The sequence below is a fragment of the Photobacterium minamisatsumaniensis genome (genome assembly GCF_050336695.1).
In the GTDB taxonomy this organism is placed as follows: Bacteria; Pseudomonadota; Gammaproteobacteria; order Enterobacterales; family Vibrionaceae; genus Photobacterium; species Photobacterium minamisatsumaniensis.
Genome location: NZ_JAKJSI010000028.1, coordinates 1 through 23,484, shown reverse-complemented (window position 1 = coordinate 23,484; position 23,484 = coordinate 1). Strand labels below are relative to the sequence as shown.

General features: G+C 43.7%; 21 protein-coding genes. 8 read left to right on the top strand and 13 right to left on the bottom strand.

The window, feature by feature from the left end; all coding sequences use genetic code 11:
* Positions 1-8 precede the first annotated feature (8 nt).
* Positions 9-461: a terminus macrodomain insulation protein YfbV gene (gene yfbV, locus L4D78_RS15570; RefSeq protein WP_428467773.1), complete on the bottom strand. Its 453-nt coding sequence runs from the start codon at positions 459-461 to the stop codon at positions 9-11.
* A gap of 332 nt (positions 462-793) precedes the next feature.
* Between yfbV and L4D78_RS15565 the strand changes: the two genes are divergently transcribed.
* The 3 genes from L4D78_RS15565 to L4D78_RS15555 all read left to right on the top strand — a co-directional run bounded on the left by L4D78_RS15565 (position 794) and on the right by L4D78_RS15555 (position 6,031).
* On the top strand, positions 794-1,990 hold the full coding sequence (locus L4D78_RS15565; protein WP_428467772.1) for an acetate kinase: 1,197 nt from the start codon (positions 794-796) through the stop codon (positions 1,988-1,990).
* Between the two features lie 192 nt (positions 1,991-2,182).
* Positions 2,183-4,321 carry a phosphate acetyltransferase gene (gene pta, locus L4D78_RS15560; protein ID WP_428467847.1) on the top strand — a complete coding sequence of 713 codons (2,139 nt, stop codon included), beginning with the start codon at positions 2,183-2,185 and terminating at the stop codon, positions 4,319-4,321.
* 387 nt (positions 4,322-4,708) lie between these two features.
* Positions 4,709-6,031, top strand: a complete 1,323-nt coding sequence (locus L4D78_RS15555; protein ID WP_428467771.1) for an anaerobic C4-dicarboxylate transporter — start codon at positions 4,709-4,711, stop codon at positions 6,029-6,031.
* Positions 6,032-6,145: 114 nt separating this feature from the next.
* On the opposite strand, the gene focA is transcribed toward L4D78_RS15555, so the two are convergent.
* The 7 genes from focA to L4D78_RS15520 form a co-directional block, all read right to left on the bottom strand.
* Positions 6,146-6,997: a formate transporter FocA gene (gene focA / locus L4D78_RS15550; RefSeq protein WP_428467770.1), complete on the bottom strand. Its 852-nt coding sequence runs from the start codon at positions 6,995-6,997 to the stop codon at positions 6,146-6,148.
* Positions 6,998-7,268: 271 nt separating this feature from the next.
* Positions 7,269-7,610 carry a hypothetical protein gene (locus tag L4D78_RS15545; protein WP_428467769.1) on the bottom strand — a complete coding sequence of 114 codons (342 nt, stop codon included), beginning with the start codon at positions 7,608-7,610 and terminating at the stop codon, positions 7,269-7,271.
* Positions 7,611-8,004: 394 nt separating this feature from the next.
* Positions 8,005-8,553 (bottom strand): phosphodiesterase, encoded by a 549-nt coding sequence (gene yfcE, locus L4D78_RS15540; RefSeq protein WP_428467768.1) that lies wholly within the window; start codon positions 8,551-8,553, stop codon positions 8,005-8,007.
* A gap of 82 nt (positions 8,554-8,635) precedes the next feature.
* Positions 8,636-9,055, bottom strand: a complete 420-nt coding sequence (locus L4D78_RS15535; protein ID WP_428467767.1) for a CBS domain-containing protein — start codon at positions 9,053-9,055, stop codon at positions 8,636-8,638.
* Positions 9,052-9,402, bottom strand: coding sequence for a P-II family nitrogen regulator (locus tag L4D78_RS15530; RefSeq protein ID WP_428467766.1), 351 nt, complete (start codon positions 9,400-9,402; stop codon positions 9,052-9,054). Before L4D78_RS15530 ends, L4D78_RS15535 begins: the two co-directional genes overlap by 4 nt.
* Entirely contained in the window at positions 9,392-10,186 is a 795-nt protein-coding gene (locus L4D78_RS15525; RefSeq protein WP_428467765.1) for a DUF1538 domain-containing protein, read from the bottom strand. Before L4D78_RS15525 ends, L4D78_RS15530 begins: the two co-directional genes overlap by 11 nt.
* Positions 10,187-10,195: 9 nt before the next feature.
* Positions 10,196-10,930, bottom strand: a complete 735-nt coding sequence (locus L4D78_RS15520) for a DUF1538 family protein (protein ID WP_428467764.1) — start codon at positions 10,928-10,930, stop codon at positions 10,196-10,198.
* Between the two features lie 244 nt (positions 10,931-11,174).
* Here L4D78_RS15520 and L4D78_RS15515 point away from each other — a divergent pair, with 244 nt between their 5' ends.
* Entirely contained in the window at positions 11,175-12,080 is a 906-nt protein-coding gene (locus L4D78_RS15515) for a TIGR01777 family oxidoreductase (protein ID WP_428467763.1), read from the top strand.
* A gap of 123 nt (positions 12,081-12,203) precedes the next feature.
* Here the strand turns inward: L4D78_RS15515 and L4D78_RS15510 are convergent, their stop codons facing one another.
* Positions 12,204-14,657, bottom strand: a complete 2,454-nt coding sequence (locus L4D78_RS15510; protein ID WP_428467762.1) for an ABC transporter permease — start codon at positions 14,655-14,657, stop codon at positions 12,204-12,206.
* Positions 14,654-15,328, bottom strand: a complete 675-nt coding sequence (locus L4D78_RS15505; RefSeq protein WP_428467761.1) for an ABC transporter ATP-binding protein — start codon at positions 15,326-15,328, stop codon at positions 14,654-14,656. The genes L4D78_RS15510 and L4D78_RS15505 overlap by 4 nt, the downstream gene beginning before the upstream one ends.
* Here L4D78_RS15505 and tesA point away from each other — a divergent pair.
* On the top strand, positions 15,327-15,935 hold the full coding sequence (gene tesA / locus L4D78_RS15500; RefSeq protein ID WP_428467760.1) for a multifunctional acyl-CoA thioesterase I/protease I/lysophospholipase L1: 609 nt from the start codon (positions 15,327-15,329) through the stop codon (positions 15,933-15,935). The two genes, L4D78_RS15505 and tesA, sit on opposite strands and share 2 nt — an antisense overlap.
* Positions 15,936-15,944: 9 nt before the next feature.
* Positions 15,945-16,772, top strand: coding sequence for an SDR family oxidoreductase (locus L4D78_RS15495; RefSeq protein ID WP_428467759.1), 828 nt, complete (start codon positions 15,945-15,947; stop codon positions 16,770-16,772).
* A 434-nt stretch (positions 16,773-17,206) separates the two neighbouring features.
* Here the strand turns inward: L4D78_RS15495 and L4D78_RS15490 are convergent, their stop codons facing one another.
* Positions 17,207-18,676 (bottom strand): methyl-accepting chemotaxis protein, encoded by a 1,470-nt coding sequence (locus L4D78_RS15490; protein WP_428467758.1) that lies wholly within the window; start codon positions 18,674-18,676, stop codon positions 17,207-17,209.
* A gap of 376 nt (positions 18,677-19,052) precedes the next feature.
* Here L4D78_RS15490 and L4D78_RS15485 point away from each other — a divergent pair, with 376 nt between their 5' ends.
* Together L4D78_RS15485 and L4D78_RS15480 are read left to right on the top strand one after the other, a co-directional pair.
* Positions 19,053-19,907, top strand: a complete 855-nt coding sequence (locus L4D78_RS15485; RefSeq protein ID WP_428467757.1) for a hypothetical protein — start codon at positions 19,053-19,055, stop codon at positions 19,905-19,907.
* Positions 19,908-19,977: 70 nt separating this feature from the next.
* Entirely contained in the window at positions 19,978-20,739 is a 762-nt protein-coding gene (locus L4D78_RS15480; RefSeq protein ID WP_428467756.1) for an EAL domain-containing protein, read from the top strand.
* Here the strand turns inward: L4D78_RS15480 and L4D78_RS15475 are convergent.
* On the bottom strand, positions 20,720-21,880 hold the full coding sequence (locus L4D78_RS15475; RefSeq protein ID WP_428467755.1) for a winged helix-turn-helix domain-containing protein: 1,161 nt from the start codon (positions 21,878-21,880) through the stop codon (positions 20,720-20,722). The two genes, L4D78_RS15480 and L4D78_RS15475, sit on opposite strands and share 20 nt — an antisense overlap.
* A complete protein-coding gene (locus tag L4D78_RS15470; RefSeq protein WP_428467754.1) occupies positions 21,877-23,067 on the bottom strand; it encodes a winged helix-turn-helix domain-containing protein in 1,191 nt (396 codons plus the stop codon). The genes L4D78_RS15475 and L4D78_RS15470 overlap by 4 nt, the downstream gene beginning before the upstream one ends.
* Between the last annotated feature and the right edge of the window lie 417 nt (positions 23,068-23,484).

Genomic DNA, 23,484 nt, shown 5'->3' with positions numbered 1-23,484 from the left:
TGAAATGACTAAAACCATCGTTCCAACGCGCCCTTATCTAATTGTTTAAATGCGCGATTAAGTACCTGTGCTAATTCAACGTAACGAGGGTGCGCTTTCACTGGTTGAAGAGCATGGCCTTCGCTGGTAATTTTCTCGTGAATTTCCCAATACCAACTCGCCAATGATGGTGGCAGATCGGTTCTGCTACGTTTACCAAGCCACCATAACCCTTGTAAAGGCATCGTTAGGGCAAAAAATGCCACTGCGATCGCCTGTGGTAACGCACCATAGTTATCAAATGCCATCTGGCTAAGTACACTCATTACGGCAACCGCAGGCATGACCCGAATAGCAAACTTTGTTGCCTTGATATAACGCTGATCTGGAAATATTGCGGCCAACTCTTTTCGCATCGGCCAGGTTGTCATGTAGTCCTGTCCGTTACGGAAAGAATGCCAAATCGAATTTTGTTGAGTCATAAGCCACCAAACATCAAAAAAAAAAGTAAGATTTAAAAAATAGCGATAACAAACTTGATTCAAATTAAATTATTCTAAAAATCTTTTTGTTATCTTGCTTAACAATCGCTATCCTAAGCGCGCCTTATCTAATTGTTGCCTGTAATTTCTGTTCTGGCAACCAAAGGCACCCTCATGGATGGCTCAGGATCTGAGTTACACGGTTCTTTCACTATATGGATATAACACGAATTTGACCCCGATTGGATCGGCTTTAAGAAAAGTCGTCTATTCTATGGGTAATTTTTATTCAGTTGAATATCAACTTTCAGACAGATTATAGGTAGTCACTCATGTCTAAGCTGGTTTTAGTTCTTAACTGCGGTAGTTCTTCTCTTAAGTTCGCTGTTGTTGACGCAGTATCAGGTGAAGAACACCTGACAGGTCTTGCAGAATGTCTGCACCTTCCAGAAGCTCGCATCAAGTGGAAACTTGACGGCAAGCACGAAGCACAACTAGGTAACGGCGCAGCTCACGAAGAAGCGCTAGCATTTATGGTTGACACTATTCTTGCTTCTAAGCCAGAACTATCTGAGAACCTAGCTGCAGTAGGTCACCGTGTTGTACACGGCGGCGAGCAGTTCACTAAGTCTGTACTAATCGATGACGCTGTTCTTAAAGGTATTGAAGACTGTGCAACTCTTGCACCACTTCACAACCCAGCTCACATCATTGGTATCAAAGCTGCACAACAGTCTTTCCCAGCGCTTAAGAACGTTGCGGTATTCGACACAGCTTTCCACCAGACAATGCCTGAAGAAGCGTACCTTTACGCACTTCCGTACAGCCTATACAAAGATCACGGCATCCGTCGTTACGGCATGCACGGTACTTCTCACCTATTCATTACACGTGTAACAGCTGAGCTACTAGGTAAGCCAGAAGATGAACTAAACATCATCAACTGTCACCTAGGTAACGGTGCATCTGTTTGTGCAATCAAGAACGGTAAATCTGTAGATACTTCTATGGGTCTTACTCCTCTTGAAGGTCTTGTAATGGGTACGCGTTGTGGTGATATCGATCCAGCTATCATCTTCCACATGCACGACAACCTTGGTTACTCTGTTGAGAAAATCAACAACATGCTAACTAAAGAGTCTGGCCTACAAGGTCTAACTGAAGTGACTTCTGACTGTCGTTTCGTTGAAGACAACTACGGCGAGAAAGCAGAAGCAACACGTGCAATGGACGTATTCTGTCACCGTCTAGCTAAGTACGTTGCTGGCTACACTGCAACACTAGAAGGTCGTCTAGACGCAATCACTTTCACTGGTGGTATCGGTGAAAACTCTGCACCTATCCGTGAAATGGTTCTTAACCGTCTTGCTATCCTAGGCGTTGAAGTTGATGGCGAAGCAAACCTTAAAGCACGTTTCGGTAAAGAAGGTACGATTACTTCTGCAAACAGCCGTGTACCTGCAATGGTTGTTTCAACTAACGAAGAACTCGTAATCGCAGAAGATACAGCTCGTCTAACTGAAATCTAATTGCGTATTAGTCTAAGCTATGTGTAAACATAGTGATAACGGCTGGCTTAGGCCGGCCGTTTTTTCATAACCACTTCGTTTCTATTGGTTATGACCTTTTTTTGTGGTGCTGTTCAATACCGGTTATTTAATCGTTATTGAACAGCACTGTATTGTTCAATAGTTGAGGAATCCATAGTGTCCCGTACTATTATGCTTATTCCGGTTGGTGCCGGAGTTGGTCTTACTAGCGTTAGCCTTGGTGTGCTACGTGCAATGGAACGCAAAGGTGTTCGCGTTTCTTTCTTCAAGCCTATCGCACAGCCACGTCACGGCGGCGATCAGCCAGATCTAACAACTAACATCATCACTGCTAACAGTGACATGAAAGTTGCTGAACCATTCTCAATGGATAGTGCCCAAGAGCTTATCGGTAACGATAAGAGCGATGTTCTTCTAGAAGATATCGTTGCTCGCTTCAAAGAATCAACAGCTGACGCTGAAGTAGCTTTGATCGAAGGTCTAGTACCAACTCGCAAGCACTCGTTTGCAAACCAGATCAACTATGAAATTGCGAAAACGCTTGGCGCTGAAATCGTATTCGTTGTTGCACCAGGTACTGATAACCCTTCTCAACTTAAAGAACGTATCGAAGTTGCATGTTCTAACTTCGGCGGCATTAAGAGCAAGCAAATCTCAGGCGTTATCGTTAACAAACTAAACGCTCCTGTTGATGCTGAAGGCCGTACTCGTCCTGATCTGTCTGAAATCTTTGATGATGCAGAAGCAACTGTACCTTCAAACGTTGAAGTTATGCAGGTATTTAACTCAAGCCCTATCCGTGTACTTGGCTGTGCACCTTGGAGTTCTGAGCTAATCGCAACACGTTCAACTGATATTGCTAAGCACCTAAACGCTGAAATTATCAACGAAGGTGAGATCGCAACACGTCGCATTAAGAGCATCACATTCTGTGCACGTTCTATTCCGCACATGGTTGAGCACTTCCGTCCTGGTTCACTACTAGTGACTTCAGCTGACCGTCCAGACGTTATCGTTGCAGCATGTCTTGCAGCAATGAACGGTGTTGAGATTGGTGCCCTACTACTGACTGGTGGCTACGAGCTACCTAAGCCAGTAATGGACCTTTGTGAGCGTGCTTTCGAAACAGGTCTACCTGTTATGACTGCGCTAGGTAACACTTGGCAGACATCTCTGAACCTTCAGAGCTTCAGCCTAGAAGTACCAGCTGACGATAAAGAGCGTGTTGAGCTAGTTAACGAATATATGGCAAGCCATATTGACGGCCAGTGGATTGAATCTCTGACTGAAGGTTCTGCGAAAGAACGTCGCCTAAGCCCACCAGCATTCCGTTACGAGCTAACTGAGCTGGCACGTAAAGCGGCTAAGCGTGTTGTTCTACCTGAAGGTGACGAACCACGTACTGTTAAAGCAGCAGCTATCTGTGCTGAACGCGGTATCGCTGAATGTGTGCTTCTTGGTAACCCAGAAGAAATCAAGCGTGTTGCTGAGCAACAAGGCGTGGTTCTTGGTTCTGGCGTAACGATCATCGATTCAGAAGCAGTACGTGAAAACTACGTTGCTCGTCTGGTTGAGCTTCGTGGCGCGAAAGGCATGACTGACGTTGTTGCTCGTGAAAAACTACAAGATTCTGTTTTCCTTGGCACAATGATGCTAGAAAACGGCGAAGTAGACGGCCTAGTTTCTGGTGCTGTTCACACAACGGCGAACACCATCGTTCCTCCGTTCCAGATCATCAAGACGGCACCTGACGCATCTATCGTATCATCTGTATTCTTCATGCTTCTGCCTGATCAAGTACTGGTATACGGTGACTGTGCAATCAACCCAGATCCAAACGCTGAGCAGCTAGCGGAAATCGCTATCCAGTCTGCTGACTCTGCAAAAGCATTCGGTATCGAACCACGTGTTGCGATGATCTCATACTCTACTGGTACATCTGGTAAGGGTGCAGACGTTGATAAAGTACGTGAAGCGACTAAGCTTGCTCAAGAGAAACGTCCTGATCTAATCATCGATGGTCCTCTTCAGTACGATGCTGCGATCATGGAAAACGTTGCTGCTTCTAAAGCGCCTAATTCGCCAGTAGCGGGTAAAGCGACTGTATTCGTATTCCCAGACCTAAACACTGGTAACACGACTTACAAAGCGGTACAGCGTTCAGCAGACCTAGTATCTATCGGTCCAATGCTTCAGGGCATGCGTAAGCCTGTTAACGACCTTTCTCGTGGCGCACTTGTAGACGATATCGTATACACAGTGGCACTAACTGCGATTCAGGCTAAACAAGCTGAAGACGCTGGTCAGTAATTTTTAATTACTTATCTGCACTGTAATTGACGCCTCCGCTTTGCGGGGGCGTTTGTTTATCACCTCTATCGTTTATTCTACTTTTTGTTCTCTCTGCTCTCTGCTCTCTGCTCTCTGCTCTCTGCTCTCTGCTCTTCAGAATAAATATCCCTCTATATTCACTTAAGCTCTTACTTCCAGTGCAAAAGTATGCAACAGAAGTATTATGATTTTTGATCTACGCCACAACAATAACTAATACTAAAGGGCTGGTTGTTAACTGGTTGTATTTATTAGAGGTATGCACCGATTATTCCTGAATGAATAGCGTATAAAACCACGTAATGGACTGTTAACGACAGATCGAGCGATTTTTGACCAATATGCAACAGATTCAATGAGGGATATATGTTCTGGATTCACCTATTACTACTTTTAACTGTTATTTTAATCGGGATTCGCTATGGCGGTATTGCCTTTGGCTTGCTTGGTGGCCTTGGCGTATCCGTAATGACGTTTGTTTTTGGTATTGCGCCCGGGTCACCACCCGTTGGTGTCATGCTTATTATCCTGGCTGTCGTTGCTGCCTCGGCAACCCTTGAAGCCACCGGTGGCTTGAAGCTGCTGGTTAAGTTTGCTGAACGCTTACTTCGCAAACACCCTGAGCACGTCGTCTTCCTCGGTCCTTTGTGTACTTATACGTTAACGGTTTTAGTTGGTACGGGTCACTCTGTCTATCCCCTTCTCCCTGTGATCTACGACGTTGCCTATAAAAAAGGTATTCGTCCAGAGCGTCCAATGGCAATGGCGAGTGTCGCTTCACAAATGGGTATCACAGCAAGTCCGATTGCCGCCGCAGCTGCTGTAGTAATGGCAACAGCTATGGACAACAGTCTGGATATCGGCTTGATCAACGTGTTGGTGGTGACGATTCCTGCAACTTTAGGTGGTTTATTAATCGCATGTATGTGGAGCCTTAAACGCGGTAAAGATCTTGATCAAGATCCTGCATTTAAAGCACGTATGGAAGATGAAGAATTCCGCCATAGCCTAATGGATCCAGAGCAAGAAGGCACTGCTACTGAAGAAGCAGAACAAGAGAAAACCGCGAAGAAAGGCCTGACTGTTTTCCTACTTGGTATTCTTTCTGTCATCGTTATTGCTCTATTTAGCAAACAGCTGCTACCACAAGGTGTGGGCATGTCGGTTGCGATTCAGTTCCTAATGCTATCTGTTGGTGCAGTGATCCTGCTAACCACCAACATTTCACCAAAGCGCATCGTCAGTAGTAATGTATTTACAGCTGGTATGAGCGCGGTGATCACCATTTTCGGTATTGCATGGTTCAGTGACACCATTATTGGCCACCACAAAGAATACTTGGTCGATCTCGTTAGCGGCATGGTTAACATCTACCCGTGGTCATTCGCCTTTGCGATGTTCTTCGTTTCAGTCTTCCTGAAGAGCCAGGCAGCAGTATTAACCATTATGCTACCACTGGGTTTTGCTTTAGGCATCGACCCTGCAGTACTGATTGGTGTGCTTCCTGCTTGTTATGCTTACTTCTTCTTCCCGTTCTACCCAAGTGATTTGGCGGCGATTAGCTTTGACCGCTCAGGTACCACGGCGATTGGTAAATATGTACTTAACCATAGCTTTATGATCCCTGGTTTCATCGGTGTTGGTTCAGCAACAATCATTGGTTACTTCATTTCAATGATGGTGAATTAAGACGAAAAAAAGGCCATAGCTATTTGCTATGGCCAACGTCAGACTCGAATCAAGACGAAAAAGACAGCGACAATTCATCGCCGATAAACGTAGAAAGTTTCAGGCATTACCAGACTAATAATCTTGGCCTCGCAAATAAATAATCCAATACCCCATACCAACAAACACACCACCACCAATAATATTGCCCAATGTGACGGGAATGAGGTTATTAATAATAAAATTGCTCATCGTCAGATCGGCAAAATCAGCCGGATTCATGCCGCTCATTTGCCAGAATTCTGGAGATGCTAATGTTTTAATACCAATTGCCATTGGCACTTGGAACATGTTGGCAATACAGTGCTCAAAACCTGAAGAGACAAACATCGCAACGGGTAAAACCATCACCAAAATTTTGTCCGTCAGAGTACGACCACTAAAAGTCATCCACACTGCAACACAAACCAAGACGTTACACATAATGCCTAGTGCAACGGCTTGGAGAAATCCATGGTGCATTTTATGTTGAGCAATTTGCATGGCGTTAATACCCACCGCACCATCTGCTGACATATATTGCTTAGTCATCAGCATGATACCAACCAGCAACAGCGCGCCGATGAGGTTGCCGATATACACAACCCCCCAGTTAAGCCACAGGTTTTTCCAACTAATTTTCCCACTCGCACGAGCGACAAGGGTTAATACCGAACTGGTGAATAGCTCGCCTCCGGTAATGACAACCAGAATCAATCCTAAACTGAATGCAAGACCACCAATGAAGCGGCTCATACCCCAAGCCATATCACCCGCCCCCGTCGTCACGGTGGTATAAAACACAAAGGCAATACCAATGTGCATACCAGCGGTAATTGCGAGCAACAGCGATTTAATTGGATCTTTTGTCGCTTTTCCTACACCAATTTCTGCCGCTCTTTCCGCCATTTGGGGAGGTAATAAAGAATCAAATTGACCCGGAACCATAAGCCTCTTGCACCTGAAATATTTTGAAATATCTAATTTTGAGGCGCGATATTGAACCTTCTAAGACAATAATTCAAGACTCTGCCAACACAAAAACTCGAAATATTCGAACTAATAACTCGGCAAAACCGAGTCAACAGATACTGTAAACATCATTCAACATTTCAATGACGCAAGTGTTCCATTCAGGCAATAAAGCCATCACATACAAAATGCCGAATAAGGTAATTTAACCGAAGAAATACAATATTGGAGCGAGACACCCTACAGGTTACTTCGTTAAATCAGGCCATAGGTAGCGAATGTTATCGCTCCTATCAGGCTTAACGATCTCTCTGGTTTTTAAAAACTGTTCAAGCTTAAACTCTTGATGCGGTTTGCCACTGATTCTTTTATTGATTCTTAGCTTAGTTAGCCAATGTCCGGTATCTACTCGCTTATGCCGCTTCACATCCACTTGGTAATACCATGCTGAATCCGCTTCATAACGAATACGGTGCAAAATATTACTCGCACGCCGAGGTGAAACTGCAAATGCTTCTGCAATATCATGATGGGAAATTGCTTTTTCTAATTGTGCCCCCCAGTTAATAACCTGCTCTTTTAATGACATTTTGATACCTTCAACCTTATAAATCTCCGCCCTTAATTTGGGATTAGAGTCACATTTCAGGTTGATAGTAACGGTAGTTTTAGTGATGTCTTGTTTTATATTCTTATATTCCCTTATCAGGGTAATAATCAATAAGATCAGCATTTCAAATAAAATTAAGCATAATATTCAACACCTTAACCCCACATAAAAAAATATAAAGTAAAATAAACTTCCACTTAATTACGTAAATTATCTCGTAGCTGACAAGTAACTACATCACAAGAAGAGTAAAAGCCGGGATAACGCGCCTAATTAACATCACGCTAGTTATTGATAGTCTGCCTCATGAGTGACAAAGCAGGATCAAAAAAGGCGGCTTAGCCGCCTTTTCTTATCAAGTCATACCGGTAAATTAGCCGAGTTCAACCTGGCAGATTACCTCATTATCAAACGAGACGACTTTTAATAGATTATTTTCTAACAAGCCAAAGCTGGCTTGATACTCACCGCGAGGAATGGTGACAGACCCCGGGTTAAAGGCAAACAATGAACCTTGTTTTTCTGCGACGGGTAAATGGGTATGACCCGATACCACAACATCACCATCACGCAAACGCGGGTGCTTATCAATATTATAGAGATGGCCGTGGGTTAAAAACAAACGACGGCCGTTTGGTAGCAAAACCAAATTGTAGTCAGCCATCATTGGAAACTCTAAAAGCATCTGATCAACGTCGCTATCACAATTACCACGCACAGCAGTAATTTTTTCAGCATGCTGATTAAGCAGTTCCGCAACCTCTATCGGAGCATACCCAGCAGGCAAGGCATTTCGAGGGCCATGATTTAACACATCCCCCAGTAGTATCAGGTGCTCAGCTCCACTTTGCTCAAACGCAGCAAGGGCACGACGTGTACTTTCCGCACAGCCGTGGATATCAGAGGCAAAAAACAATTTCATGGCAAGGTTACTTTTCTATCAACAATTAAAATAGATCCTACACCGAAGATCTTCACAATGCCATGCCGTCTACCTGCCGTAATTACTCTTCCCGTAACATACCGTTCAACACGATATTGTTGTAACTAACCATGCCTTTGATTTCGCCACCTTCGATAACAGGCGCACGACTTATGCCAAAACGTTCAAACAGTCTCGCACAGTAACGTACATCCATGCTGGCATTAACCGACAGTGCTGGCTTCGTCATGATTTCATAAATATTGGTTCGCTCAGGTGAGCGGTCAAGTGCCAGTACTTTCTTGGCAATATCGTTCATCAGCACAATGCCGTATTCGTCAGCATCATGCCGCTTGTTAACAATCAAGGCCTTTATCTGCCTTTGCTTTGCGATACGTACCGCTTCAGCGACGGTGATCACCCCTTCCACAATCGCATACTGATCCATCATCACATCGCGGACTTTGACCAAATTTTCATTACTATTATCAGAATAAATCATAACTTAGCCTCTACTACCTTGGTCAGGGTTTCTACTTGATGAGCCACGCCCACCGCATCTTCAACATCTAACTGAACCGCGATTCCCTGCCCCGACTCGGTATCGAACTCGCCCACCCGCTCAATCGTTTCAAGTATGGTTCGTGCTAAATGCTCTTCTACCACAAACAGAATTACATCTCGTTGGATCTCAAGGGTTAAACCAAAAAAGGTTTTTTTCTTATTCAGTCCCTCCCCCCGAGCATGGTTAATCACTGTCGCCCCCGTCGCCCCCGCATTACGGGCGGCATCAAGCACCGCATCGGTTTTTAAGTCTTCAACAAAGGCCAATAACAACTTAAAGCGCATTTTCCTCTCTCCTTTTTGCCTTCCATACCGACAACTGGGCATACCCCATTACTGTGATCATCGGAAACAAGCTAGCAAACGCAATTAAACCAAATCCATCGAGCATCGGGTTTCGCCCCGGAACTGAGGAAGCCAAGCCTAGCCCGAGGGCTGTCACAATCGGCACCGTGACTGTCGAGGTTGTAACGCCACCTGAATCGTAAGCCAACGGCACGATGGTCTTGGGGGCAAAATAAGTTTGGATGACCACTAATACATAGCCAACCATGATGTAATAATGCAACGGGTCGCCAGCAACAATTCGATAACTGCCTAATGAGATACCAAATGCGACCCCCAATGCGACAGCAATTCGAAGACCATTCACTTTTATTGTCCCGCCAGAGACTTGGTTGGCTTTTATTGCTACCGCAATGAGTGAAGGCTCTGCAATCGTGGTACTAAACCCTATTGCCGCTGCAAAGACATAAACCCAGTAATACTTACTCCAATGCACCTCTGCCGGAACCACCTCACCAGAATCAAATAAAAAATCGAGAGCCGTAAGCTGCATCGCCATAGACTCACCTAGCGGAAAGAGGGCTAACTCTAGCCCCATCAAAAAGAAGGTGAGCCCAACGATGACATAAACAAAGCCCAACACTATTTTCGGCCAGTTGGTAACAGGGCGACGTAACACAGCGAGTTGAAAGCCAAAAATAATCACAGCAATGGGGAAAACATCGCGAATTGTCGAAAATAGGGTATCGATAAAATGTGAGGCAGTACTTTCTATCCCTAGCATCGCTACCTCCTAATGCATGATCATGCCGTACGCCATGACAAAAATCATTGGGGTCAACGACGCAAACGCAATGAGTCCAAAGCCATCAACCATCGGGTTACGGCCTTTAATCGAAGAGGCTAACCCTACGCCAAGTGCAGCAACTAACGGCACGGTAATGGTCGAGGTTGTAACACCACCAGAGTCATAAGCAATGCCGACGATGGTCGGTGGTGCAAACCATGTCATGGTCATCACCGTAAGATAACCACCAATAATCATCCAGTGGATCGGCCAGCCTTTCACTATTCGAATAACCCCCAGCATAATTGCAATGCCAACCGATAGCGCAACAGTTAACCGTAAGCCATTCGCATAATCCGATTGGGCTTGTTTCTCAAGCTCAATCAGCCCGCCTTCAGCAGCTACCTTGGCAGCTTCAGCCGCCACTGCCGTTAACGCAGGCTCCGCAATCGTGGTACCAAATCCGAGACAAAAAGCGAAAATCAATAACCACATCACACTCCCTTTAGTGGCAAAGGATCGTGCCATTGATTCGCCGATAGGAAACAAACCTAGCTCTAAGCCGTAAACAAATAATGTTAAGCCAATAATAACGAATACGAGTCCAAGCAAGATCGGCGCGAGCTGTGGCATGGGCTGCTGTAGAACCACCAGCTGAAAGAAAGCAACCACAACAATGATTGGGAGCAAATCACGGAAACTGGAAAATATCGACTTAAACAATGCAAACACAATGGTCATAGCCTCTCCCAGTCAATCGCCCCTCCCTCATCCTGAGGGCATACCTAAAAGGTACTCCTCATTAATAATTAGACATAACTTTTCTTTGCCGACACGAGAACTAACACACATTCTTTATCTTTGTTATTTGACACCCATCACCCCATAAAAAAACCTTAAATCATAGGCTTCAAGTGATCGGGCTGTTGAGTATACTGGTATATACATAAACCTATTGTGGTTGATTGTTCTCAAAGGAAACTCAATGAATATACTCGTGACAGGTGGGACAGGGTTTATTGGAAAAGCGTTACTCAGTCAGCTAACGCAATGTTCAGTGACCGTGTTGAGCCGTACCCCCAAACAAGCGAGCGAGCAGCTTGGTGAAAATGTTACGGCTATTGGCAACCTAGATTCACTTGATAACCTTGACCTATTTGACGTTGTCATCAACCTCGCTGGTGAACCCATTATCAATAAACGCTGGACTGACAAACAGAAACAGAAAATTTGTCAGAGCCGCTGGGAAATAACCCAACAACTAGTCGAGAAGTGCAACGCAGGTAATACCCCACCCCACACGTTCATCAGCGGATCTGCCGTTGGGATTTATGGTAATCAATATACGACTATCATCGACGAGCAATTTGATATAGCCGATAACATTCAGAAAAACGATTTTGCCCATAAAGTGTGCCAGCAATGGGAGGACATCGCCCTTCAGGCTCAATCAGAACAGACTCGAGTTTGCCTACTGCGCACGGGGATTGTCTTAGCTCAACATGGGGGAGCATTAGTTAAAATGCTACCGCCATATCAATTGGGCCTTGGTGGGCCGATAGGTAGTGGTTCGCAATATTTCCCGTGGATCCACCTCGATGACATGGTAAACGGCATCCTCTTTCTACTGCAGACACCAAGCGCATCAGGGGCATTTAATTTCTCAGCTCCCGAGCCTGTGACAAATAAGGTCTTCAGCCAAACACTGGCACAAGTACTGCGCCGCCCTCACTTCTTGTTTACCCCCGCGTTTGTACTACAACTTGTTCTTGGCGAGTCCGCGTCTTTGCTATTAGATGGCCAGCGCGCTGTTCCGGCCAAATTGGAAGAACTTGGCTATCAATTTCGCTACCCTCAACTGAAGGATGCGCTTGAAGATATACTCACCTGATACCCATCGTCTCCAGAAAGCATCTTCAACACACCTATACCCTTCGTCAAAAGACAATCAGCCACAGAGGGAAGCAATTTGCTTCCCTCTGTGGCTGATTGCTTATTTTGCGAAAACGAATGCCTAACCTTTTATTGGCATCAACAATTCTTTTAGCATTGACCGAATAATGAAGACCACCAGTAACAAGGAGAGCAGTGGCACTACAACCCACATTGTCGGGTGCAAGTTTAGTGGAAGCTCAAACCCCCACTTGACCAAGGCTGCAACGACAGCTTCCGCACCAATCGCGGCCATGACACCAGCAATTAAGGCCATGATGCCGTATTCACCCCATACCGTCGCTGAAATCCGCTTTTTACTGGCACCCAGCGTTCGGTAAAGTTTAATTTCTTGTTTACGTTGCATCATGCTTAACCGCAACAAAGTCATCACTAACAATAAACCACTCACCACACCAAGCGCCGCTAGCACCGATAACGAAAGCGACATCTGCTGCATGATCCCCTGAATCCGGGTTGCCATGGTGCGTAAGTCCATTAAGCTCACCGTCGGGAAGTCTCGGCCTAACTGGTTAATAACATCATTTTGTCCCGCATTAATCCGATAACTCACCAGCCAAGTCGCAGGTAAGTTTTCCATTACATCAGGCGTGAAGATGAAATAAAAATTCGGGCGCATGTTACGCCACTCGACCTGCCGAATACTGGTGACCGTCGCACTAAACACTTGGCTACTGACATTGAAATCAAGTTTATCCCCAATGGCAACGCCTAAGCGTTCAGCAATGCCTGACTCTATAGATACGCCTGACTGTCCTCCCCACTCACCCTCAAGTAACGTGTTGTGGTGTGGCATTTGTTCACGCCAAGTGAAATTAAGCTCGCGTCGTAATGACTCATCCCGCTCTTCTGAATCATTGATACTCTGCAATAAATCATCGCCATTGATATGGGTTAACCGTCCTCGGATCACCGGATATCCCTCGGATCGTTCAACCTGAAGCGCATCAAGGGCAGAAAGGTAATCCGCTTGCTGTTCAGGGGCGATATTCAACGCAAATACATTCGGCGCATCAGCTGGAAGTGTTTGCTGCCAGTCTGATAATAAGTCGCTACGTAGAACCCAGATAACCGACAATAACATCAATGAGCTGGTTAACGCGGCCAATTGGGCACCCGTTGCCATTCGGCTACGGCTGATCCGGCTTAACGCTAAGGTCATTGCCGCTCCCCATTTACCGCGCTTAAGCATGGCAACAATACCCACACCAAGCACGGCTAACAACAGCATCAAAACCGCCAATCCTGCTAGCGTCAGCCACATCAGGGAATTACTACCAAACCAAAACAACGCCGCCGCAACAGGCAGAGCCAGTAACCAATAACTTTGCCGCTTTACTGGCCATTGCGTTTGTTGCTGGATCACCGAAATTGCTGGGGCATCAACAAGCCGTATCAGTGATATCCCCATTCCCGGTACCGCGACCAGTAAAGCCACGAGCACACTAATGAATAAGGGCGTTACCCCCATTTCAGGCAGCGGTTGAGGCAATACATCACCTAGCGGCAAACGTAATAAATACTCCAGTATCGCGCCTAATGTCACACCTGTTACCGCGGCAATAGCAAACAGCATCGCAAGCTGACGTGCTAACCACTGCCATAACCACTTTTTACTGGCACCGAGGCTTTTCATCATGGCAACCGTTTCAACCCGTGTTGATGCATAGTGCATGCAGGTCAAAACCAGTGTGGCTGTCGCCATCAAGATCACGAGAATAAGTGTAAGTGATAAGTATTGCCGCGCTTTTTCAATCACGTCACCAGTACGGCCTTGTGATGTTTCACTTAACCATCGCTGGCCAGGCTCAAGTGATACCGACTCTTGCAACGCATTTAGCTGGCTATCTGAACCATTAAAATACGCACGGTACTGCACGCGGCTACCCGGTTGAATTGCCCCAGTCTGAGCCAAATCGTCGGCATGAATTAATACGGCAGGCATCTGACTAAACGGATTAAATGAGAGCTCTGGCTCTTGGGCTATCTTGCCACTGACAACCAAATCAGCATCGCCGATCGCCAGCGTATCACCTGCTTTTACTTGCAGTAGATCAAACAACCGTTCAGCCAGCCACAATTCACCCGGTGACACCTGATGTTTTAAGCCTGAGGGGCTTTCCAATACGATTTCGCCACGCAATGGAAAAGCACTCTCAACACTTTTCACACTCACCAGTTGCATCGCTTGTTCGCTAAACGCCATGGTGCCAAAACGAGTTTGTTGAGAAACGGTCAGTTCTAAATCTTCAGCTTGCACTAAGAGTGTTGATTCAATGGGGTTAGCCGAGCGGAAGACCAAATCAGCCGCAATCATCGATCGCCCCTGATCAACCATGATCTTTTCAACCCGAACGACCAGTGCAGACAAGGCGAACACACAGGCAATGATCAAGGTTAACGCCACAGCGACAGGCCACAATTGACCTTGCCATAATTCACGCCAACTCCATTTCAGCATCAGCTTCTGGCTTTTGGGCTTTGCGTTCGGACGCGTTTCACTGATTTCTGTCATGCTGCCACCATGCTCCCACCTTCAAGCGACAAGGTACGATCACAACGCTGTGCTAAATGCGGATCATGGGTGACCAACACCATGGTCGTGCCATGATCTCGGTTCAATGCGAACAACAACTCAATCACATTTGCAGCTGTATGCTGATCAAGATTGCCTGTTGGCTCATCGGCAAATAATATTTGTGGCCGAGTCATAAATGCTCGGGCTAACGCTACCCGCTGCTGTTCACCGCCAGATAACTGGGACGGTAAATGGGTTTCACGCCCACCGAGCCCGACCTTTTCTAACAGTTCATGCGCCCGTTGTTCATCGGCACCTTCTTCTTTAATAATCGCCGGTAGCATCACATTTTCTAGCGCGGTTAAAGAAGGGATAAGCAAAAAGCTTTGGAAAACAAAGCCTACTGCTTCGCTACGTAACGCAGCACGTGATTCGTCATCCATTGTTGATAATGAATTGCCGAGTAGTTCAATACTCCCTTGAGTGGGAATATCGAGCCCAGCAAGTAATGTCATCAGTGTTGACTTACCAGCGCCTGATACACCAACTAAAGCAATTACCTCTCCCTGCTCGACCTCAAGGGAAACATCCTGCAAAATGGTTAAAGACGACGAGGCCGTCGTCACCTGTTTGGATACAGATACAGCTTTAATCACGGATGTAGACATGATGCGATTCCTTTCAGTTTTACTTTTTATTTTGTTTTCACAGCAAAGTTTTGCTGCAACGTTATTGGTCTTAGGCGATAGTCTAAGCGCAGGCTACCAAATGCCAGCTGAAAAAAGTTGGCCAAACCTTTTAGCACCTGAGATAAAGAAAAATGGGCATGATTTGGCGGTGATCAATGCCAGCATATCTGGTGACACAACGGGCAACGGCCTTGCGCGTTTACCCAATTTACTCAAAAGCCATACCCCAGATTATGTCTTAATAGAGCTCGGGGCAAACGATGGTTTAAGAGGATTTCCTCCTACTACTATACGCAAGAACCTGACCCAGATGATCACCCAAATTGAAACCGCTGGGGCGATTCCGCTGTTAATGCAAATTTATGTGCCACCTAACTACGGTAAACGGTATAGCGAATACTTTGCAAACCTCTACCCTGATTTAAGTCAGGAGTTTGATATTCCATTACTGCCTTTTTTCTTAGAGCATATCATTTTGAAGCCGGAATGGATGATGGAAGACGGCCTTCACCCTAAAGCAGACGCTCAGCCATGGATTGCCGATTATATGGCAGACAATATTGCGCCGCACCTATATCAAGAATAAGGGATAACAATGACAACAAGTATTTTGATCACGGGGTGTAGTAGTGGTATCGGCTACTATTGTGCCCACGCCTTGCATAAGTCAGGCTATAAGGTTGTAGCGAGTTGTCGCAAAGCCAGCGATGTCATGCGTTTAAAAGCTGAAGGGTTGCATTGTGTAAAGCTCGATATGGATAATGAAGCGTCAATTGAGCAAGGGCTAGCAGATGCTCTTCACCTTACCGACGGCAAACTAGACGTACTCTTCAATAATGCCGCCTATGGCCAGCCCGGCGCACTCGAAGATTTACCCACCCATGCCCTACGCCAACAATTTGAAACCAATTTATTTGGTTGGCATCATCTAACCCGCGCCGTGATCCCCGTCATGCTGCAACAAGGCAGCGGTAAAATCGTCCAAAACAGCTCTGTGTTAGGGCTTGTTGCCATGAAATACCGCGGGGCATATAACGCCAGCAAATTTGCCCTTGAAGGGTACACTGATACGTTACGGCTTGAGCTCGAAGATACACCGATCCAAGTTAGCTTGATTGAGCCCGGTCCGATAGAGAGTCAATTTCGCGCAAATGCAAAAGCCATGTTCGAACAACATATCGACATGCCTAACTCTCGCCACCTGACACGTTATGAGAAAACCCTTAACCGGTTGGGAAAACCGGCTCCATCAAACAAGTTTACGCTAGGGCCAGAGTCAGTTTTATCTCGCTTAGAAAGAATTATTGCAGCATCCGACCCGAAGCCTCGATATTACGTCACTCAACCCACCTATATTTTTGGTTTTTTTAAACGAATTCTACCCAGTCGATGGCTAGATAAATTACTCGGAAAAAGTGATTAAGCAAGCCATTCCCCTGATGTCATGGCAAATATCACCTAATCAATGGTATTTGCCTGCCCTGTACACTATTCCATCACCTTAAATTTCTTCACGATCAAAAAAGCACCATTTCAGCAAAGTTTCCCTCTACAAATAGGCTTTTCACCCCTCCCTCTGAAAAATCACTCGGAAAAAGCAAGAAACGTAATATTTGTGTCACACAACAGCGTTAGTATTGTTATGTAAGTTGAAAGAGTGCCCTACAGTCCTGCACTTTATTTCAATATTAAAATCAAAAATTTATACTCTAAATAAGGTGTGGTCATGACATTACGCCAAATAAATGTTTTATGCGTATGCGTAACACTGGCACTACTGCTAACGTTCCAATAAAAGGAGAACGGTTATTCAATACCGTTCTCCTTTTTATAATTAGCACAATAAGCTCATCAGTATTAAAACTTAAATCGATTCAATGTCGACCTTAGCGCTGAGACTTGCAGCTTCACCGCACTTTCTGCCGACTCTAACTCCGCAACATTTTCAGCGGCAAGTACCACAATGGTATTGAGCTCTAAAACACTTTGGCTAATGCTTTCTGTCACGTCGCTTTGTTGAGATGAGACAACGGCAACTTCATGGTTCATTCCTTCCAAGGTATTCATTTTATCTAAACACTCTTGTAGCGTTAGGCGCATGCGTTGGTATTCATTAATAGCATTTCCACTCGCTTCAATATTGTTTTTCATTCTAACGGTGGTTTCATCGACATTACTTTGTAAGGCTTGTACTAAATCATAAATCTCAGTGACAGACGATTGTGTTTTCATGGCCAGAGATCTCACTTCATCGGCAACAACTGCAAAACCTCGACCAAATTCACCCGCTCGGGCAGCCTCAATAGCAGCATTAAGCGCTAACAGGTTGGTTTGATCAGCAATTTCTGAAATCATCTTACTGATCTTAGAAATTGAGTCGGTATTTCCTTTTAAAGAAACAATGGTTTCATTCGAATTTGTCAGCTCTCGGCCAATATTATGCAGATACTCTTCTGCCTTGACGGCATGCTCACTACAGCCACTTAACTGCTGATACATATGACGAGAAATTTCAGACGTCTCAGTGCATTTTTGCGCAACTTCCAGTGCTGAAGCACTTAATTCAGTGACCGATGAAGAAAGTAGCTCTGCTTGAGTTTGCTCTATCTGACTCCGCTCAATCACCTCGCTAATCACGCGAGATAGTGTCAGGTTTTGCTCTGCCACCTCACCACTCACCTGTCGGACATTCACTAATGCGGATTTAACTTGCTGAGTAAATCGGTTCAGAATATTTGAAAACTGTCCAACCTCATCATTATGGCTGTACTGAAAGCAATAATTCAGCTGTCCACTTGCTACGATCTCCATACCCGTTTGGATTTTAGCTAACGGACGAGAAATCAATCCCCGAGTCGCTGCAAGTAGCATCAGTATCACTAAGCTAGCCAATGTGGATACTAAATATAATTGAGATAACAAACTGCTGTGAACCGCTGAATTTACCAATGAATCATTAAAAGTGATGGAGAAGCGCCCAACCAGCATTTCCCTGTATTCGACTTCAACAAGCTGATCGGTGCCACTCGCACCCTTAATCAAAATTTCATTACCAAGATTATCTTCAACATATATCCCAGATATATAGTTAGACTTCATGGTCAAATTTGCGATATTTTCAATCTGCTGATTATCTAGATTGTACAATGCTGCAGCTAACATAATGACTAAGCCATCACGACGGTCTTGATGAGTATCCAAGCTATGCTCAATAGCTGACTCCCTTACAATCATTACATTAATCGACACAACTAACATTCCCGCAACGATAAATAGCAGGCAAGCTGTAACAACTAACTTTTTGGAAATACTGTTAAATAACCTCATCCTTAAATAGCCCTTGTTTGTACTATCAATTAATTTTGCTTCACGCAGCTATTAAGCGTGAAGCTAATAATTAATACGAATGAAAATGGCTCTATTTTCTGTATTCATGGCATTGCCTAGCTACAAAAACTATTTTATATTTTTTTACATTGTATCAATGCAGCCCATAGATACTCACCAACACCACGTAAGTAATTGTTTAAAAAGAGTTAAGAATAATAAGTGCCCTTTCATTAAAAATCATTGAAACTCCCTACCATTAATACACCAACCTCTCTAGTCTTAACTCTCTAAATATCAACGCTACTTGTTCTTTGGTATAAGATCCCCTCTATATTTCAACGACAAGTCAAAGCTCACAATGTAAGGACTGACAGTGAAATTATTATCAACACTTATTCTTGCCACCAGTATATTTTCAGCCAGTACAGCTCACGCTGTAACTGAAGTGAAAACCATTTTTGGAGGCGTTGATATATGGCAAGACAGTCTATTACAAGCCGCACTTGAGGCTTCGGGAAATGACTACACCATCCAAAAGCTCACGAATGTCGGCTTTGGTGAGCGAGCAGTACGCGATCTTGAAGGTGGTCGAGGTGATATTCTTTGGACGATGACGTCACCAGAAATGGAACAACGCTTAATTCCTGTTCGGATCCCTCTGTTTAAAGGCCTTCTTGGTAACCGTATCCCTATTATTAAAAAAGCAGACAGCGTAGCGTTTTCAACATTAACTAACGAACAATTCCGTCAACTCAAAATCGGGCAAGTTGAATCATGGCCTGATGCTAAAATTTTAGCCAATGATGGCCTTCAAGTTGTTACAAGTATTGAATATGCACTGTTATATGGCATGCTGAATTCTCAGCGTTTTGACTACTTCACTCTAGGAGCCGCTGAGATAGAAGCGGAGTTTGATCGCCTAGGGCCTGACAACCAAGAGATTGATCGTCATATTTTAATTCAATATCACTCTCCGGCTTATTTCTTCGTAAGCCCTTCTCAGCCGGAGCTCGCTGCAGATATTACTGCAGGTCTAGAAACACTCATTGCCAACGGAAAGTTCGATGAAATGTTTTATAACCTATCAATATTCAAAGATCTCCATCAACGGTTGAAGCTAGATCAACGAACAGTCTTCTACATCAAAAACAATAGCCTGACACCCGAAACACCGTGTAACCGCCCTGAGCTTTGGGACTCTCTGTTTACCAATCAATGTAATCAGTAAATAACATATCGACATACCGGTGTTTTAATAACAACAGGAGTGGCTGATATATTTATCAGCCAAATTGCAGATGCTGACACTGAAAGAGCTGGAAATAGCGTTTTACAATAACCAATTCATTCCTTTCTACCAACCGATCATCAATACAACAAATGGGCATACTGCTGCTTTTGAAATGTTATTGAGACTAAAAAAAGATGGGCAAATCATTATGCCCAGTGAGTTTATTGGCACACTTGAAGATAGCTGGCTTATAGAGCCCGTCACATATTTTTTGCTTGAACAAGCTTTCGCTTTAATGGCGCAATACAACGGAAAATTTAAACTCAGTTTAAATGTGCCACCTCAATTGCTCACTAGCGAGGAGATTATCAATCAAATACAAGCCTGTAAACGCCTATATCAACCGGTTGAAAATGGTTTAATCCTTGAGATAACCGAGCGTTTGCCTATTCAACAGATCGATAACACCATTTCGATTATTCAACGATTACAGCAAGAAGGAGTCTGTATCTATATTGATGATTACATTCCAAACCATATCCACTCATCGTTAATTGCACTCTCAGCATTAGAGGGCATAAAGATTGATAAAAGTGTCACCAATACAGCTCGAATCAATCAACAGGTTTCCATGCTAAACACGCCAACACCTAAAGATGTGCAATGGATAGCTGAGGGTATTGATTCTGAGGCAAAAAAAAACCACTGGATGAAGATGGGGGTAACACTCCAGCAAGGTTTTTTATTTTCCCCTCCTCATGATGAGTCCGCGATTGCTTCCATGCTGGAGATCAACTGGCATAAGATGGCTATTGAAGCGCACTCATAAAAGGCAAAATACCAGAGTGTGACGCCAGGCTTTTATACACCCATAACAAGCTCCCATCAGGGAATAACCACAAACGGGCATCTCCATTATCGATAATACGCTCCACTCTTCCAACAGGACGAACAGGCTTCGTCGATAATTCAACCAGCAGACTCGTATCTTCTATATCGCTGAAATATTCCTTAATTACAGGTTCATTTAACTGAAAAGAGCCTTGCTCCACTGTCATCCATGTTTCACTATTATACCAATTAACCGATTTACGCACTGATGTTGTTACCGACTGGGCTAATAATATAAAGTCGCTTCCCGTATCGAGAGTAACGACATTTAATGCGATCCCCTCTCCATCATCACTCTCATTGTCATAAGCCATATCAAGTTCAACCTCAAATAATTGGTTTTCAAATGAAATAAAGTAAGATGAAAAGTAGTTGGAGCTACCATGATAGCCCGACGCCGTTTTTAGTGGTGTGTCTAATTTTCCTTCCGCTAAATGATCAAGCATGTCTGGTAGTTGCCAATTATAGAACCGAACCGTCACATCTTTCATCGGTGCACACTTTCCATGTTCAGTTTTATTACACCAACTAATTGAGTTAATATCGCCATAAGAGACCGCATACACATTCAATGCAGACTGCCTTCTCGTAAGATGCTTAATAAATGTGTTGCTCTCATCATTAAGCAAGGTTAATGCATATAGAGTGTTATCATTAATCAGCGTCTTTCGGTCTAATGCCTCTAAAGTGAAAAATGAACTTATGGCTAATGCTAAAAGAGAAAGAGCACCTAAAATACCAGCAAAAACATATACAGTGCTTCTATTTTGTTTTACAGTCTTCCGTTCTATTATTTTCATCCGGTAACCAAGCCTTGGTACCGTAATAATAACGTCTTTACCCAGCTTATTTCTTAAGCTTAATATCACACCGAACAGTGATGATTCGGTTACATACCCATTTGGCCACCCAGCATGCAGTAACTGCGCCTTATCTAAAATTTCATGATGATGAGCAATGAAGTGAAGTAATATGCGCTTTTCAGCAGCATTTAATTTCACCTGATAATTATTTTTAAATAACTTTTTTCCGTCTAAATCAAATACAACACTGTCTGAAAGACAAACTAATCCCTTCACTTGTCACCCATACAAGATAATACATCAAGTCCATAAACCCAGCTCATTGAGCTTCCAGGTATGAGTAACAAACTCATATTATTGCGGCTATAAGGCAAGTGAAACCTATAATAGTCTCCTCCACTGCCTGCCATTTTCTCTAACACATTGCTGTAATGCCCAACATTTTCATCAAAACCATTATCAATTTTCAAAATACTTAGTTTCGCATCGCCAGAGGCTATAAACTCATCAAAGTCAGGATATTGAAGTACGACCCTTCCCCCTCTGATACCAATTGTATGGCTTCTATCATTAATATTAGCGGCATACATAACCCCTGAGAATATTTGACTAGTACACTCTTTTCCCGAGCTAATGCTTCGAGTGGAGTATTGGAGCGTTGTATTATCCCCAACATAGCTGTAAATATTAGTTAACCATTGAGTTGATGAAGATAGCGAGGCTCTCGGCTCATTTTCAGACAAATATCGCTGTTCAATATCATCAGCAATTTGCTCTAAACGCTGCTCTTTTTCACCGAGGTTCAGAACGATTGAAAAGCTTTTACCTGCCCTACATATACCCTTATTTGCATTACAGCTCGAGATATAAAGCTCATTCTGGATTTGGTAAAGATAAAAAATACGTTCCTTTTCCGGTAATAGTGCGACAAGGCGCTCAGCGTACCCCCTTAATGCGACGAGGGAGTCACCACTATCGGAATAAAGCGTAATCTGATTACCGGCAAAATCATCATAACTGATATATAACTGCTCTTGTTGTTTCCCAGATGAAATTTCAGCCCTAAAAAAGTTTACCAAAATAGCCAACAGTAAAAAGAGACAGAGAGCAATCACCCACCATAATTTAATTGGGATTTTCTCATTCTTTACTGTTAGTGCTTCAGGTTTTAGGATGTAGCCCACTTTTGAAACATTTTCAAGGTACATACCTTTATCGGGCTCCCCCAATTTATGCCTCAAGCTTCTAATCACTTGAAATAGAGAAGAGTCAGTAATAATACGATTCGGCCAAGCCGTCGATATCAGCACCTCTTTAGATACAGGTTCTCCTAAGTGACTATACAGCACTAGTAATACTTTATGTTCTGAATAGTTTAGAGTGATTTTATTTTGGCCTGACCACAATACGTCACTTTCTGGATTCCATTTAACGTTACTTTTAAATACTACATTGCTGATCATTATGGTTTTCACCACATCATAACTCTAACTTAATGTGAAAAACTGACGTAATTACTTTGATTTTATAATATCTACTTTCAATTATTTTTATAATTATATTCTGACACAAACCAAACCAAGAAAAACAACATAGTTTTTTTCATCTAATTTGTTATAAAGCCATTACGTTAATAGCCCTAAAATGTGACAGGTTAATTTGTAATTGGGAGGATTTTACCCCAAAAAAATATTGTTTACTATCATTTTGGAACTAGCTCAACATTTTAAAAGACAAAAAAAACATAAATCCAACAAGAAAAAACATACATCCAACCAAGTGTCAATTTACAAGCCATTACAAAATATAATGCGTCGAAAATATGACACTTACTGCTTTATTTATTTCTTATAAATTAAAAGATTAAACTTCCTATATTT